The sequence below is a fragment of the Lacinutrix cladophorae genome (assembly GCF_053604645.1).
On sequence record NZ_JBSHNR010000119.1, the window covers coordinates 420,699 to 436,985 of the forward strand.

Annotated in this window: 11 protein-coding genes; 5 read left to right on the top strand and 6 right to left on the bottom strand. The window is 32.1% G+C overall.

The genetic code is table 11. From position 1 onward, the window contains the following. Positions 1 to 147: 147 nt before the first annotated feature. The 3 genes from ACVC3Y_RS12240 to ACVC3Y_RS12250 all read left to right on the top strand — a co-directional run bounded on the left by ACVC3Y_RS12240 (position 148) and on the right by ACVC3Y_RS12250 (position 10,185). Complete coding sequence (locus ACVC3Y_RS12240; RefSeq protein ID WP_452227047.1) at positions 148 to 2,709, top strand: M14 family zinc carboxypeptidase; 2,562 nt, start codon at positions 148 to 150, stop codon at positions 2,707 to 2,709. Positions 2,710 to 2,886: 177 nt separating this feature from the next. Next, on the top strand, positions 2,887 to 9,000 hold the full coding sequence (locus ACVC3Y_RS12245) for a choice-of-anchor D domain-containing protein (RefSeq protein WP_452227048.1): 6,114 nt from the start codon (positions 2,887 to 2,889) through the stop codon (positions 8,998 to 9,000). Between the two features lie 339 nt (positions 9,001 to 9,339). Further along, positions 9,340 to 10,185 (top strand): T9SS type A sorting domain-containing protein, encoded by an 846-nt coding sequence (locus tag ACVC3Y_RS12250; RefSeq protein ID WP_452227049.1) that lies wholly within the window; start codon positions 9,340 to 9,342, stop codon positions 10,183 to 10,185. 55 nt (positions 10,186 to 10,240) lie between these two features. On the opposite strand, the gene hisS is transcribed toward ACVC3Y_RS12250, so the two are convergent. Then, positions 10,241 to 11,623, bottom strand: a complete 1,383-nt coding sequence (gene hisS / locus ACVC3Y_RS12255; protein WP_303423877.1) for a histidine--tRNA ligase — start codon at positions 11,621 to 11,623, stop codon at positions 10,241 to 10,243. Positions 11,624 to 11,818: 195 nt separating this feature from the next. On the opposite strand from hisS, the gene ACVC3Y_RS12260 reads away from it, so the two are divergent. Together ACVC3Y_RS12260 and ACVC3Y_RS12265 are read left to right on the top strand one after the other, a co-directional pair. Continuing rightward, positions 11,819 to 13,060: an ABC transporter permease gene (locus ACVC3Y_RS12260; RefSeq protein WP_303423878.1), complete on the top strand. Its 1,242-nt coding sequence runs from the start codon at positions 11,819 to 11,821 to the stop codon at positions 13,058 to 13,060. Positions 13,061 to 13,086: 26 nt separating this feature from the next. Continuing rightward, complete coding sequence (locus ACVC3Y_RS12265) at positions 13,087 to 13,443, top strand: bleomycin resistance protein (RefSeq protein WP_303423879.1); 357 nt, start codon at positions 13,087 to 13,089, stop codon at positions 13,441 to 13,443. Between the two features lie 13 nt (positions 13,444 to 13,456). Here ACVC3Y_RS12265 and ACVC3Y_RS12270 read toward each other — a convergent pair whose 3' ends face one another. From ACVC3Y_RS12270 to rpsF, 5 genes are all read right to left on the bottom strand, one after another. Continuing rightward, positions 13,457 to 13,924 (bottom strand): DUF6495 family protein, encoded by a 468-nt coding sequence (locus tag ACVC3Y_RS12270; protein WP_303423880.1) that lies wholly within the window; start codon positions 13,922 to 13,924, stop codon positions 13,457 to 13,459. A 49-nt stretch (positions 13,925 to 13,973) separates the two neighbouring features. Beyond that, positions 13,974 to 14,876 carry a glycerophosphodiester phosphodiesterase family protein gene (locus ACVC3Y_RS12275; RefSeq protein ID WP_452227050.1) on the bottom strand — a complete coding sequence of 301 codons (903 nt, stop codon included), beginning with the start codon at positions 14,874 to 14,876 and terminating at the stop codon, positions 13,974 to 13,976. 109 nt (positions 14,877 to 14,985) lie between these two features. Beyond that, positions 14,986 to 15,429, bottom strand: coding sequence for a 50S ribosomal protein L9 (rplI, locus tag ACVC3Y_RS12280; RefSeq protein WP_303423882.1), 444 nt, complete (start codon positions 15,427 to 15,429; stop codon positions 14,986 to 14,988). A 12-nt stretch (positions 15,430 to 15,441) separates the two neighbouring features. After that, positions 15,442 to 15,741, bottom strand: coding sequence for a 30S ribosomal protein S18 (gene rpsR / locus ACVC3Y_RS12285; protein WP_055442298.1), 300 nt, complete (start codon positions 15,739 to 15,741; stop codon positions 15,442 to 15,444). Between the two features lie 2 nt (positions 15,742 to 15,743). Further along, on the bottom strand, positions 15,744 to 16,082 hold the full coding sequence (gene rpsF, locus ACVC3Y_RS12290; RefSeq protein ID WP_303423883.1) for a 30S ribosomal protein S6: 339 nt from the start codon (positions 16,080 to 16,082) through the stop codon (positions 15,744 to 15,746). Positions 16,083 to 16,287 lie beyond the last annotated feature (205 nt).

Below are 16,287 nucleotides of genomic sequence, written 5' to 3' on the forward strand. Positions count from 1 at the left end.
CTGTGCAAAAATGTGCAGGTTTTATTATTAAAAATAAAAAAAATGCTTTTTATCGGATTTTATTGCGTTTTATAGATGATTTATTAAAAATTTATATATATTAGCGCCATCTTAATTAATAAATCAATTTATCAAACCCCATATCTGATGAAAAAAATTACTTTAGTTTTAGTACTAATACTAACAACAATCGTTTCCGTAAAGGCACAAGTTTCTGAAAAACAAAAAGCAGAGAAATATCTTTCTACGCAAGGTGAATTAACTTTTACTTTTGAAGTAAATGACCCTAAAAAGATAGAAATGTATTCTAGGGATTTTTCTATAATCAATTATAATGCGCAAACTAAAACACTTATTGCTTGGGCAAATGAAAAACAGTTTAGAGCTTTTGAAGCAAAAAATATTCCTTTCACTATTCCTACAGAAGAAAATGAAGTAGAGGAAAGTTTAATATATGATGTTAGACCTTTAGCACAAAGAACAGCTAGTCGTGCAACATTAAACTTTCCTGTAAACTCCTATCCAACTTATGCAGAATACGCTACCCAAATGCAAGATTTTGAAGATGACTATCCTACATTAGTAGAAAAACTAAGTATTGGAACCACAGGTCAAGGAGATAAAGAATTGTTATTTGTAAAAATTTCAGATAACGTATCCACAGATGAACAAGAACCAAAAATAATGCTTACCTCATCTATGCATGGGGATGAAATTGCAGGATACCCAATGATGCTTTCTCTTATTAATTATATATTAACTGTTTATGAAAATCCTGGACATGCAGATCATGCTAGAATAAAAAACTTAGTTGAAAATGCAGAAATTTGGATTAATCCAAGTGCTAATCCAGATGGAACTTACCATAATAGTAGTACAAACACTTCAGTAGCAAACGCAAGAAGAGGTAATGGTAATAATATTGATTTAAATAGAAATTATCCAGATAACGTAGCAGGTCCTCATGATGATGGAGAAGTTTACCAAACTGAAACTTTAGCTTTTATGGCTTTAGCAGATGCAAATCATTTTGTGATTTCTGCAAATTTTCACGGTGGAACAGAATTAGTTAATTACCCTTTTGATAACGCATATGTAAGTCAATATACACATGCAGATAACAACTGGTTTGAACATATTTCTGTAGAATATGCAACACATGCACAAACAGATGCCAATTCAGGAAGTACTTCTGCAGCTCCTTACAATTACAAATCAAGTTATATGACTGATGATGATGATTGGGATGGAAGTCCAAGTTACAACATACAAAGTCCTGGGGTTACACATGGTGCAGAATGGTACAGAGTATATGGTGGAAGACAAGATTATATGAATTACTACCAGCAATGTAGAGAAATAACTATTGAATTATCTGATGTTAAAAAATTAGCAGAAAGTAGTTTAGATGATTATTGGTACTATAATAGAGATGCATTATTAGATTTCTTAACACAAGGTACTTATGGGTTTAGAGGTGTAGTTTTAGATGCAAATACGAATAACCCAATAGATGCAACAATTACTATTGTTGGTCATGATACATATAATTCACATACAGTTACCGATATTTCTCATGGAGATTATTATAGACCTATTAAAGCCGGTACTTATGATATTTTAATAGAATCACCTTGCTACCAATCAGTTACTTTAACCAATAAGACTATTGCAGATACACAAACCATTACATTAGCAGATGTATTATTAGTACCAAGTAACATTGCTCCAACTGGAATTACAGCCTCTACTGTAGGCGCTACAACCGCAACTATAGAATGGACAGATGATGCAGACAGTTATAACTTACAATATAAAGAAACAAGTGGAGCAACTTGGACAACAGTTTCAGGTCTTACTACAAATACTTATGAAATTACAGGATTAACAGTTGGAGTAGAATACGAAGTACAAATAGCTTCTATTTGTGGCACAAACCCACCTTCAGCCTATTCTTCTTCGATTACTTTTACAACACAAATATTATATTGTGATGCAAATGGAAATGATGACAGTTATGAATACATCAAACAAGTACAAATTGGATCATGGTCTAATACTTCTGGAGATGGTACAGATGGCACGGGTTATTCCAACTTTACTCAAAATACTCCTACCGATTTAGAAGTAGACACACAATACACTATCACTATTACACCAGAATGGACTGGAACTAATTATAATGAAGGTTATGCTGCTTGGATTGATTACAATAGAGATGGTGATTTTACTACAGACGAACGTATTTTTCAAAATGCAGCAAATCAAGACCCTAGTGTTTCTGGTCAATTCACAGTTCCTGACGGTTTAACTGCTGGTACTACTAGAATGCGAATTCTAATGGATGATGCTACTACTCCTAATAATCCATGCGACTCCTTTGATTATGGAGAAGTGGAAGATTACACCATAAATATTGTTATAGGAACTTTAAGTGCAACTGAAAATATTTTAGAAAACCTTGCTATTTATCCAAACCCTTTTAACAATAGCATAAACATTAAATTACCAAGTAGCTTAGCGAATAACCATATCAATATAGACTTATATGATATTAGCGGAAGACTAATTACTAGCTTAAAAAACAAACAAGCTAGTAATAGTATAATAAACATATCTAATTTAGAGCAACTATCTAACGGAGCATATTTTGTTAGAATTAAAGATATTACTTCCAATTTAACAGTAATTCGCAAAATTATCAAATAAAAACATCGATTAAATGCAAATATTAAAGCCAAAACGCAAATGTTTTGGCTTTTTATATTTAACTCAAAATCAATGATTTGCAAATTTAATATGTATTTCATCGAATATATTTGCATTTTATAGGTGTTTATTGTACGTTTACACCCATAAATTAGTCCCAATCTAAATTACCTACAAATGAGAACTTTTATTAACCACATAAAAAGATATGCTATATGTATTAGCATTTTACTTTTAACGAGTTTTACATATTCGCAAACTACAATTGCATCCTATGATTTTGATTCTGGCTTACAAGGCTGGACAGATGGTGGTTCTGATGCTGGAAGGTCTTCATGGAATTGTAGTGGTGCCTATAGTATATATAGTAAAGACAATACCACTGGTAGCAACCTTATGACCTCGCCGGTACTAGATCTATCTTCGTATACTTCTGTTGATTTTTCTTTTTGTGGACTAAACTCTGGAGTAGACAATGGTGAAGGATTTAATTTACTGTATTTTGATGGTACTAATTGGCTAACACTATACACATATATAAGAGGTACCGATTTTACTCAAACTGGATTTGGAAATAGCTATAACTTAAATTTTGTACTAGATAGCGCATCATATACACTGCCCGCAAATGCGCAATTTAGATTTTCATCTACCGCCAATGATAATAATGAATATAACTTATTTGATGATGTTTTAATAGAAGGCTATGCTCCTTCGGGACCAGAAATAAGTATTACTGGTAATGGTCAAAATATAAATGATGGTGATGCTACCCCAAATGTTACAGATGATACTAACTTTGGAAATATAAACCTAGGTTTTCCTGCTTCGCATACATTTACAATTAATAATCCTGGAAGCTTACCTTTAACTATTGGTACATTAACATTTTCTGGGGCTAATCCCGGTGATTTTACAATTACTTCACCTCCAGCTTCTTCGGTAGCTGCATCTGGAAGCACTACTTTTACTGTCGAATTTGATCCTGCTGCGGTTGGAGTACGAACTGCGATACTTACAATTGTAAATAACGATGCAAACGAAAACCCTTTTAATTTTACCCTTCAAGGTACAGGAGAAATCCCATCATATTGTACTTCTAATGGAAACGGTTCAGATGGTTACGATACAGGGACAAGATTAGTTGTTTTTAATACCATCAACAATCCAACTCCTGATGAGGATAATGACTATTCCGATTTTACAGCAATTAACACTACAGTTAATCAAGGAAACACCTATAATTTAACGGTTAATGCCAATACAGATGGAAATTACACAACACAAACGTATGTTTGGATAGATTGGAATCAAGATTTAGATTTTGATGATGCTGGAGAAGAATACAACCTAGGAACCGCAAACAATACTAATAATGGAGCTACTTCATTATCTCCATTAGCCATAACTGTACCAATTGGTGCAACCATAGGAAACACTAGAATGCGAGTTTCTACAAGATACAACAACGCGCCTTCAAATTGTGATACTGGATTTGATGGTGAAGTAGAAGATTATACTATTATTGTTGCATCTGGAACTCCGCAACCAGAAATCAATGTTGTTGGTAATGGTCAAAATATTAATGACGGAGACACAACACCTGCTGCAGCCGACGATACCGATTTTGGAACTGTTAATGTAGTATTTGGTACACAAACCAATACATTTACCATTCAAAATTCAGGATCTGTTGCTCTAAATTTAACTGGTGCATCTCCATATGTTTCTATTTCTGGATTACATCCTGGAGATTTTACACTAAATGCTAATCCTACTACTCCAATTTCTGCTGGTGGAAGTACTACATTTGAAATCACTTTTAATCCTAGCGCAGCTGGACTAAGATCTGCAATAATTACTATAGCAAACGATGATAGCGATGAAGACCCATATACTTTTACAATTCAAGGTAATGGTTTCTCAATAGCGCCTGAAATAAACCTACAAGGTAATGCAACTACTATTCTTGATGGAGACACAACTCCTTCTCCATTAGATGCTACCGATTTTGGAAGTGCTAGTGTTTCTGGAGGAACGCAAGTAAATACGTTCACTATCCAAAATAGTGGATCCCTTAATTTAAATTTAACTGGTGGGGCACCTTACGTTGTTATTGGTGGAGCAAATGCAGCAGATTTTACAGTTACTGCTACTCCTAATGCCTCTATTGCAGCTGGAGGAAGTACAACTTTTGAAATTACTTTCGATCCTAGCGCACTTGGAACGAGAACCGCTACAGTTACTATTGAAAATGATGATAGTGATGAAGATCCATATACGTTTACAATTCAAGGAGCTGGAGCAACTGCTCCTGGTGGAGTAAATTCCGATTTAGCACTGTGGCTTAAAAGTACAGATGGCTTAGGATATACAGATGGACAACCAGTAGCCCTTTGGGTAGATCAAGGTAATGGTGCAGATGCTTCTGTAAATACGGCTGGACAAGAACCAACCTACTACGATAATACTTCAAGAAACATAAACTTTAACCCTGTTGTAGAGTTTGATAATACTTTTTCTACATTTTCTTTAGATAGTGATTACTCCTATGATAACACTTCTACGCAATTTTTAGAAGGTGCTTCTGGTATGTATACACAAGAAATATTCCTTGTAATCATTCCAGACGATACGCCAATAAATAGAAACTTTGGTTTTATGGATGTTTTTTGTGGGGATGCAGATTTTTCAACGAATGCAACAGATGCCACAGGTATTGGTTTTGGTGACTTTACCGGTCGTGTAAGCAATGAATCTATTTGCTTTGCAATAGACACATATACTACTAGTATTCCTGGAGATGGTTATGCGGTAAACGATGGACCAAGCACATCGTATTCTAATGTTGGAATTATTAATGCAAGAAATAATAGCGCAGTAACACAACAAGAATTATACTATAATGCAAATAATATTGAAAGTAATCAAAATGATATTCCTTCATTTGTTAATGTAAATAATTCAAGATATTGGTTAGGTCGTAGTGAAGGATGGGAAGCAACTACAAATGCGAGAATAGCAGAGGTTATTACGTATTCTAACAGAAAAATTGATACAGATTTAACCGTTGAAAGAAATAGAATTCAATCGTATTTAGCTATAAAATACGGAATCACTTTAGGTGTTAATGGTACTACACAAGATTATGTAGATAGTAACGGATCTTTAATTTGGGATCAATCTGAAAATGTTGGTTTTAATTATGACATCGCGGGAATTGGTCGTGATAATGATTCCGACTTAAACCAAAAACAATCCCGAAGTGTAAATAATGCATCCGATGGTTTAGGTAGAACACAGGGTATTCTTACTATGGGATTAACCGATATTTATGACACAAATAATTTAAACCAAACCAATAACTCAACAGACTTAAACGATAAAGAATTTTTAGTTTGGGGTAACAATGGTGCCGATTTAAATTTAGCAGCTTCTACTATTTCTGTAGATATGAGTGCTGGTATTGGCACATTAACTACAAACGTAACTTTTACTGGTATGCAACGTATATGGAAAGTTGTAGAAAATGGTGGTGATATTCCTTCCGTAAAAATATCTATACCGCAAGCTGCAGTGAGAAACATAACGCCTCCTGGTAATTATTATATGTTTATTTCAGATAGTCCTGTTTTTGACCCAACAGCAAGTTACAGATTAATGACTGCTAATGGTGCAAACTTAGAAACAGACTATGATTTTGATGGTACAAAATATATCACTTTTGGTTATGCACCTCAAGTTATAGTAGAACGTTCTATCTATTTTGATGGTGCTGTGGATTATATTGACATGGAAGACAAACTAAACCTAAATGCTTCAGCATTTACTATTTCCGCATGGATTAATAGAGATTCTAGAAATGTATCTATACTTTCTAAAAGAGATGCAGCTTATACGGAAGGTTACGATTTTAAAATTCTAAACAATAGAAGATTAGAAATGTCTTGGGGAGCCTCTGGAGCGAACAGTATTAGTTCTTCGATTGAAATCCCAGAAAACGAATGGCATCAAGTTGCAGTTAGTTATGATGGTACAACTGCTAAAATGTACATTGATGGTGTTTTAGATAACACAGAAAGTTTACCAGCTCCTACTACTACCAATCAATACTTTTATATTGGTGCTGCAGGAAAAAACACTCCAACAGCCCATTTTAGAGGGAATATTGATGAAGTACGTATCTGGGATACTGCGTTAACACAAACCCAATTACAATATATTATGAATCAAGAAATAGTTGATAATAGTGCATTTGTAGATGGGAAAATAATGCCAACAACAGTTACAAAAAATGATATTATTTCCATTCCTTGGTCTCAATTAGCAGGGTATTACCCAATGTCTATTTACACATATACCAATACCGAAGACGAATCTGGTAAAGGTAATCAAGGATACTTAAGAAACTTAAATACCGTTGATCACCAAACTGCTCCACTTCCATATAGATCTAATGCTAATGGAGATTGGAATACAAATGCTACTTGGTTAAACGGAAATGTACAAACCATTCCTGGAACTGCTTCTATTGTTGACAATACAATAACTGTGGATTGGAATATTGTAGTTACAAACCATAATGTTACTATGGATAATGCTAGCCTACCTAGCGGTAATAACGAAAACAGATCGATACTAGGTCTATTTGTTAATTCTAATGAACTTACTGTTGCTGGAGATAATACCACAGAAACTGGTAACGCGCTTACTATATCTCATTACTTAAATTTAGATGGTAAAATTGATTTAGAAGGAGAATCGCAACTTATTCAAACAGAAGACAGTGATTTAAATGTAACAAGTGCTGGTACTATAGAAAAAGACCAACAAGGTACCCAAGATTATTATACATACAACTATTGGTCTTCTCCAGTAGGTGTAAGTAATACTACTTCTAATAACAATAGCTATACCCTTAGTAATAATATTTTTAAAGATGGATCTAACCCATTAGCTCCTGTAAACATGAACTTCATTTCAGGCTATAATGGTGCTACTGGTACCCCAATTTCTATTGCAGATTATTGGATTTGGAAATACGCAAACCTAGCAGATGATTACTACAACTGGCAACATGTAAGAAGTACAGGTACTATATTTGCTGGTGAAGGTTTCACAATGAAAGGTGTCGATGATACAAGTGATAATCTGTCCTTAAAACAAAATTACGTGGTAGAAGGAAAACCAAATAATGGCGTAATAACACTACCTATTAATAACAATAACGATTATTTAGTTGGAAATCCTTATGCTTCTGCTATAGATGCGGATCGTTTTATTTTAGACAATACAAATACAACAGGAGCTATATACTACTGGGAGCATTTTGGTGGTGGCACACACAATACCATAGAATATGAAGGAGGTTACGCAGTATATAATCTTTCTGGTGGTGTACAAGCTATTCAATATGACTATGTTACTGGTGGAGTAGATCTTTCTGGAGGAACTGGTACTAAAACACCTGGTAGATATATACCAGTAGCACAAGGTTTCTTTGTTATAGGAAGTAATAACGGCACAATTAATTTTAATAATAACCAAAGAACCTTTAGAAAAGAAGGTGTTACTTCTACTTTTATAAGAAGTAGTAATAATAATGAAGAAACCGATAATCGATTAAAACTTAGATTAGGCTTTGAATCTTCTAACACTTATAAAAGACAATTATTAATTACAAGAGATGACCAAGCTACAAATGCAATAGATTTTGGTTATGATGCCGAAAATAAAGATGAACAAAATACAGATATGTTCTGGATGATTAATAATGAAAAATTTGTTATTCAAGGTACCAATGTTATCGATGAAGCTACAGTGCTTCCAATAGGAATAAAAACAAGTGAAAGTGGTATCAATACTTTTAATATTGATGCACTAATACATTTCCCTGAAGAATTACAAGTATATATTCATGATAAAACATTAAACACTTATCACAACTTAAAAAATAGTGATTTCCAAATAGATTTACCTGCAGGAGAATACTTAGAACGTTTTGAAATCACTTTTAACAACCAATCCTTAAGTATTGCAGAAGTTAATCATGAAAATATAGAAACATATTTTATAAATGATACAGAAACAATGGTAATAAACAACCCTAAAAGCCTTCAAATCGAGCAAGCAAAAATTATTAATATGCTCGGACAAGAAGTATACCGTTACGATGAAATTACAAATAAAAATTATATAGAACTTAAAACAAAAAATCTTAGTGTTGGTAGTTATATTATAAGCTTAAAAACCGAAATCGGTGAAATTTCTAAAAAAGTTTTAGTTAATTAAATAGACCCCAAATCTACCATAAGGTTAACTAAACTTTGTAAAACCCAAAACATATTGTTTTGGGTTTTTTATGTTTAATAGTATAATATTTCAACCTATCTATATACTATATAACTCACTAAAATTTAATATTACAAACCAATATAATCTAAATCCAACTAGATGCTTCTAAACTATTTATCTCTAAAAAACATGTAGTTTATCCAGAAAATTCGCACATTTTTTCGGTATATCGTTTATTTAAGTTAGTTATAGCTATTATTTTTTTCAAGCTTCAATTGCCCATAAATTTGAATCAGAATTAATACTCAATCCCTCATGAGTTTCAAAATCCTACTTATGAAGACCTTTTCAATTAAAGCAACTATTTTTGCATTTTCATTTCTTCTTTTAGCCAATACACTATACGCTCAAAATAACTCGGATAGAGATAATAGAATGAAAATTCGCTTAGGATTTACTTCTTCTAATAATTTACATAGACAGATATTAGTAACCGTAGACAGTAATGCAACTGCAGGAATTGATTATGGTTACGATGCCGAAAATTTTGAAAATCATATAGATGATATGTATTGGATGATTGAAGATCGAAAATTTTTAATTCAAGGCATTAATTCTATCGATGCTTCCACTACACTTGCTTTAGGTTTACACACAGGAATAAACGGAACGAATGTTATTTCTATTGAAAGTATGATTAATGTACCTGAAGATTTAGAAATTGGTGTTTTAGACACAGAAACAAATACCTATTACAACATTAAAGAAACTACAAATTTTTCTGTTGATTTACTTGCAGGTGAATACTTAAACCGTTTTAAGTTGAAATTTGAAAATATTGAAGATGCTAATAATACTACTTCAAATGAAGAAGAAGAAGTAATAGTTGAACAGATAATAAATAATGAAAATAATTTTGATGCTGATTTAATTAAAGAAGATGTTGCTATGGAACTTAGCTATATAAACAGAGTTAAAAGTATATCCATAAAAAACATTGGAAAACAAAACATCAAACATGTCTATGTATACAGTATTAACGGAAAGCTAATAACAATTTTCGATAATATTAGAGCTGTAGACCAAATACTATTACAAGCATCTCATTTAAATGCTGGAAATTATATTTTATTGCTTACCTCTGATACAGGTAGAATGTCTAAAAAAATAACAGTAAAATAATTAATTTGGTTTTTATTTTTAGTTAAACCTGAACAGAAATGTTCAGGATTTTTTTTTATTTAAGGCTAGCAATCAATCCGGTTAAAGAAAGTTTTAACTGCTCTCCGGTAACCATATTCTTTAATGTATACGTATTAGCATTCATTTCATCTGTACCAACTAAAACTACAAAAGGAATACCACGCTTATTAGCATGATTCATTTGTTTTTTCATGTGTTTTCCGTTAGTTATTTTGTCAGGATATAACTCTGCATTAAGACCATGGTTTCTTAGTTCCTTAATGGCTTTTAAGCAAAATAAAGCTTCCGCATCACCAAAATTTATAAACAGTACATCAATTGTTTTACTAACTGTTTCAGGAAATAAATGCAATTCTTCTAAAACCAAATAAATTCTATCTAGACCAAAGCTTATCCCTACACCACTAACGTCTTTCATTCCAAAAATCCCAGTAAGATCGTCATAGCGTCCGCCACCACCTATAGAACCCATTTTCACGTTTTTTGGTGCAGAAACTTCAAAAATTGCTCCTGTATAATAATTTAAACCACGAGCAAGAGTAACATCCAATTGTAAAATAGCGGTTTCTAGCTGTAAAGCTTTAATTCCTTCATTAATAAATTCTAACTCTTCAATACCTTTTTTTCCTTCTTCGGAAGTATTAAGAATTCCTTTTAAACTTTCTATCTGACTTTCAAAATCGCCAGTAAGACTAAACAAAGGTTGCAATGTATCTATACCACTTTGCGCAATACCTTTACTTCGCATTTCTTCTTTTACCTTCTCCTCTCCTATTTTATCTAGCTTATCTAATGCAACCGTAAAATCGATTAATTTATCACTTGCACCAATAACTTCAGCAATACCAGAAAGTATTTTTCTATTATTAATTTTAATAGTAACACCATCTAATTTTAAAGCTGAAAATACGGCATCATATAATTGTATAAATTCAATTTCTTGAAACAACGAAGTAGAACCAACTACATCTGCATCACATTGGTAAAACTCTCTAAACCTTCCTTTTTGAGGTCTATCGGCTCTCCAAACAGGCTGTATTTGGTAGCGTTTAAACGGAAACTCTATTTCGTTTTGGTGTTGCACAACGTACCTTGCAAAAGGAACCGTGAGGTCGTAACGAAGGGCTTTTTCAGAGATTCTAGAAGTCATTTTTGTAGCATCCTTACTAGTATAAAGCGTATCCTCCACCTTAGATAAATAATCGCCACTATTTAAAATCTTAAAAATAAGTCGATCGCCTTCTTCACCATACTTCCCCATTAAGGTATCACTATTTTCAAAACTTGGAGTTTCAATAGGTTGAAATCCAAAACGTTGGAAATTGGTTTGTATTACATTAAAAATATAGTTGCGTTTTGCTACTTGTTCTGGATTAAAGTCTCTTGTGCCTTTAGGAATGCTTGGTTTTTGTGCCATGTTTACTTCCCACGAAAGTGAGAATCTTATTTTAAAGTATGTAATTCTTTTCTCTTAAAAAAACTACATACTTGGTTAATTCATTTCTACTAGCACAAAAATATCATAAATTTTAAAGAGAGTGATATTTATTTCAGATTTATAGTAACTTTATGGTGATTTAATAGTCTTATAAAAAAACAACCACCACAAACCATGTTTGGATTAGTTAGAGAAAATATAAATATTGCTTTCGATTCTATTAAAAGTCAATTACTACGTACCATTTTAACTGTTTTAATTATCGCCATTGGTATTACTGCACTTGTTGGTATTTTAAGTGCCGTTTCTGCGCTTGAGAATACAATTTCTAGCGATTTTTCTTCCATGGGTTCCAATACCTTTAATTTACAACGTTATGAGTTTACCACGCAACGTAGAGCTCGTGGCGAGGAACGAAAAATTAATCCTATAATTAGCTACAGAAATGTAAAAGAATTTGAAGATAATTATGAATTTCCTGGTACAAAAACTTCGGTTTCTTTTACTGGTACTCGTAGTGCTGAGGTAAAATATGAAAACAAAAAAACCGATCCAGAAGTTACAATTATTGGTGCTAACGAGAATTTTATACAAAACTCTGGTTTAAAATTAGATGCAGGAAGAGAACTCAACTTTTTCGATGTGCAAAATAATAGTAACCTTTGTATTATTGGTAGTGATTTAAATAAAGCTTTATTTGAAAACCTAAACCCAATTGGTAAAACCATTAGTGTTAGAGGTGTAAAATTTACTGTTATTGGCACCTTAGAATCTAAAGGTGCTACTTTTGGAAATAATCAAGATTTACGGGTGATTATACCTGTACAAAATGCACGTTCTATTTTTACTTTACCGAATATTAATTATGATATTAGTATCATGGTCAATAATAAAGAAATGTTAGAAGGCGCACAAGACCAAGCAATACTTACTTTTAGAAATATTCGTGGCTTAAACCCTGTAGAAGAAAACAACTTTGGTATAGAACGTAGTGACGATTTAATTAATAGAATTGGTTCTATAACTGTGTATTTAGAATATGCAGCCTGGATAATTAGTATCATTACCATTTTAGGATCCTCTATAGCACTTATGAATATTCTTTTTGTTTCGGTAACCGAAAGGACTCGAGAAATTGGTGTACGTAAAGCATTAGGCGCAAAAAAGAAAACGATTGCTTTTCAGTTTTTTATGGAAGCCTTAATTATTGGTCAATTAGGTGGTATTATAGGAATTATTTTTGGTGTATTAATAGGCTTATTAGTTGCTAATCTTGCCGATTTTCAATTTACAACACCTTGGTTTGCTATGTTTAGTGCCTTTGCCATTGCCTTCTTGGTAGCAGTGGTTTCTGGTTTAATGCCAGCAATTAAAGCCGCAAAACTAGACCCTATTGAATCTTTGCGTTATGAGTAAAATTTTGTGAATTAAATAATTGAACTATGCTTACCAATATTAATCCGAAATTGCCAATGCGTAACAAAAATGCTACAAAAGCATTTTACATTAATCAATTGGGATTTAAAGTTTTTGGCAGCCCAGATTATGAGGATTATTTAATGCTAGAAAAAGACAAGATCCAAATACACTTCTTTATATTTAAAGAACTAGATATAAAACAAAATTACGGACAAGTTTATATTAGAACAGATAATATTGAGGATTTTTACCTTTCTTTATTAAATACCAATACGCCCATTCACCCAAACGGCATATTACAAAAAAAACCTTGGGGACAAAAGGAATTTTCAATACTCGATCCAGATAATAACCTGCTAACCTTTGGAGAAAGTATTTAGAAACAATAGTAACTTAATTAATCAATTTATTAAAAAACTGGTATAATTCTCCTTTTGTAATGACTCCTCCTTGTTGAATAAGTGTAAACTTATCCATATTCTTATCTTCTGTATATTCTTTTTTTGCTTGTAAAAACTCAACATCTTCATCCATTAAGTTTTCACGTAACCAATTAAAACCTTCTTTAGTCGTTAAATCTAAAGCATTTTTAAGCTGTACTGCAATGACATGCATATTCGCTTCATTTAAAGAAAATAAATGCATTTGCTGTGGCGAAATATGCTCAACATATTTGGCTGTACTTAAAACACCTTCCCAAACCAAATCGCTAAAAACATCTAATTCTTGAACTGCTACTTCCGGTTTGTTTGTTTTAATGTCTTCCCACTCCTCTCCTGTAATAGATTGTGTAGCTAGAAAATTTATAAATTCTTGATGTAATTCTTCAAATTGTTCTTTAGTAAGTCTAGAGTATTTCATAAAAAATTCTTTTTTCATTCCCCAAAAAAGAGGAATCTTTTTTAATGTTTTATTCTGTAATATTTAATGCTTTTGCAACTGCAAAAGGTCTATCTGTCGCAAAGACATCTATTCCTTTTGCTTGCCATACTTTATAGGGTTCATCTCCTTTAGATGCTGCTTGCTTATCTAAATTCCCTAAAGTACCCAAAATAGTTTTAATGCCATACGATTGTACTTTTTTATAAAAGGCATTTGGAGATAATCGAGTACCTGTAAATGCGAGCATATTTTCGGTAGGTATATTAGTATGCAATAACCAATCTAATTCTTTGTCATTTCTAGCCGAAACAGAAAGTAATAAGTCTGGAGCCAATTTGTGTGCTTTTTCTGCTTGTTCTATACTATATGTAATAATTAAGCAAACATCTTCTGCTTTTTCTGCTCTAATTGCATCTATTACTGTTTCTATTGCTACGCTACGTTTTATATCTATAGTTAGTACTACATTATTAATTTTTGCCCATTTTAAAACAGTATTAAATAATGGAATTTTAAAAGTAGTTACATTTCCAAAATCGTCTTCCAAATAAAAATTTTCTAATTCGGAATAAGTATAGTCGATTAACTTTCCGGTTCCTGTAGACGTTCTATCTAGTGTATTATCGTGTAACAATACTAATTGATTATCTTTTGTTTTTGCTACATCAATCTCAAAAATAGCAGTCGGAATACTTTGGTATACATGCGCTATAGTTTCTATGGCGTTTTCTGGATAGAACTCTATACTTTTTCCGCCACGATGTACACTTATTATTGGGCTTGCATTTGGCTTATATTTAAAGGCTTCAATTAATGCAGACTTTTTAATTGTTTCTTTTTGAGTTTTAACTTGTGTTTTAGTATTTGAAACCTCTTTTTTACAAGAAGTTATAAATACTAAAAACAGTATAAAAGAGAAATGCTTTATCATTATTTTTAACAGTTAAAACAGAATAAACTTCTGTAAAAGCAATACTTTTAGAATTAAAAAAACCGTTTAGATTAGCTCCAAACGGTTTATTATTATGTAATTTAAAATATTAAGCTTGAGCAATTACTTCAAAAGGTAAATCAATAGTTACCTCTCTGTGTAAACGTATAGTTGCGTCATACTTACCTAAACGCTTCACTGTAGTAACAGTAATGAATTTTTTATCAATTTCTTGACCTTCTTTTGCTAATGCTTCTGCTACATTAATATTGTTAATAGATCCAAATAATTTGTCTCCAGTACCAACTTTAGCAGCTATTTTAATTTCTAATGCTTTAAGTGCATCTGCAACTTGGTTAGCATCATCAATAATTTTCTTTTCTTTATAAGCTCTTTGCTTAATGTTTTCAGCTAAAACTTTCTTTGCAGAAGCAGTAGCGATAACCGCGTGACCTGTAGGAATTAAAAAGTTTCTACCATAACCGTTCTTAACCGTTACAACATCGTCTTTAAATCCTAAATTTTCAACGTCTTGTTTTAATATAAGTTCCATGTTATGATAATTTTATTTTAATAAATCTGCCACATAAGGCATTAATGCTAAGTGACGTGCTCTTTTTACAGCAACAGACACTTTTCTTTGATATTTTAATGAAGTTCCTGTTAAACGTCTTGGTAAAATTTTACCTTGTTCGTTTACAAAACCTAATAACCAGTCTGGATTTTTGTAATCTACATACTTGATTCCAGATTTTTGGAAACGACAGTACTTTTTATTCTTGTTCGTTTCTATATTAAGAGGAGTTAAATATCTAATTTCTCCGTCTTTTTTTCCTTTAGATTGTTGTTCTATAGTACTTGCCATGATTATGCTTTTTGTTTTAGTTTAGCTCTTCTTCTTTCTGCCCACGAAATCGCGTGCTTATCTAAAGATACAGTTAAGTAACGCATAAAACGCTCATCACGTCTAAACTCTACTTCTAAAGGGTTAATAACTTCACCATCTACTTGGTACTCGAATAAGTGGTAAAATCCACTTTTTTTGTTTTGAATTGGGTACGCTAATTTCTTTAAGCCCCAATCTTCTTTGGATACCATCTTTGCTCCTTTAGAAACAAGAAAATCTTCGTATTTCTTTACTGTCTCCTTTATCTGAGTATCAGATAAAACGGGATTTAAGATGAAAACAGTTTCATAATGATTCATAAAAATCTAATTTATTTGTTAAAATTGGGTGCAAAAGTAAACCTTTTATTTAAATAGTACAACTAATTATAAAACAAATTTATATTAAAAATGAAACGCTAAAAACGTTAATATTATGTTAAAACAATCATTTTGTCGGTGTTTTTTGGTTTTTAACCGAATTATTCGTACTATTGTCGATATCTTAACCGAATAAATTATAAAT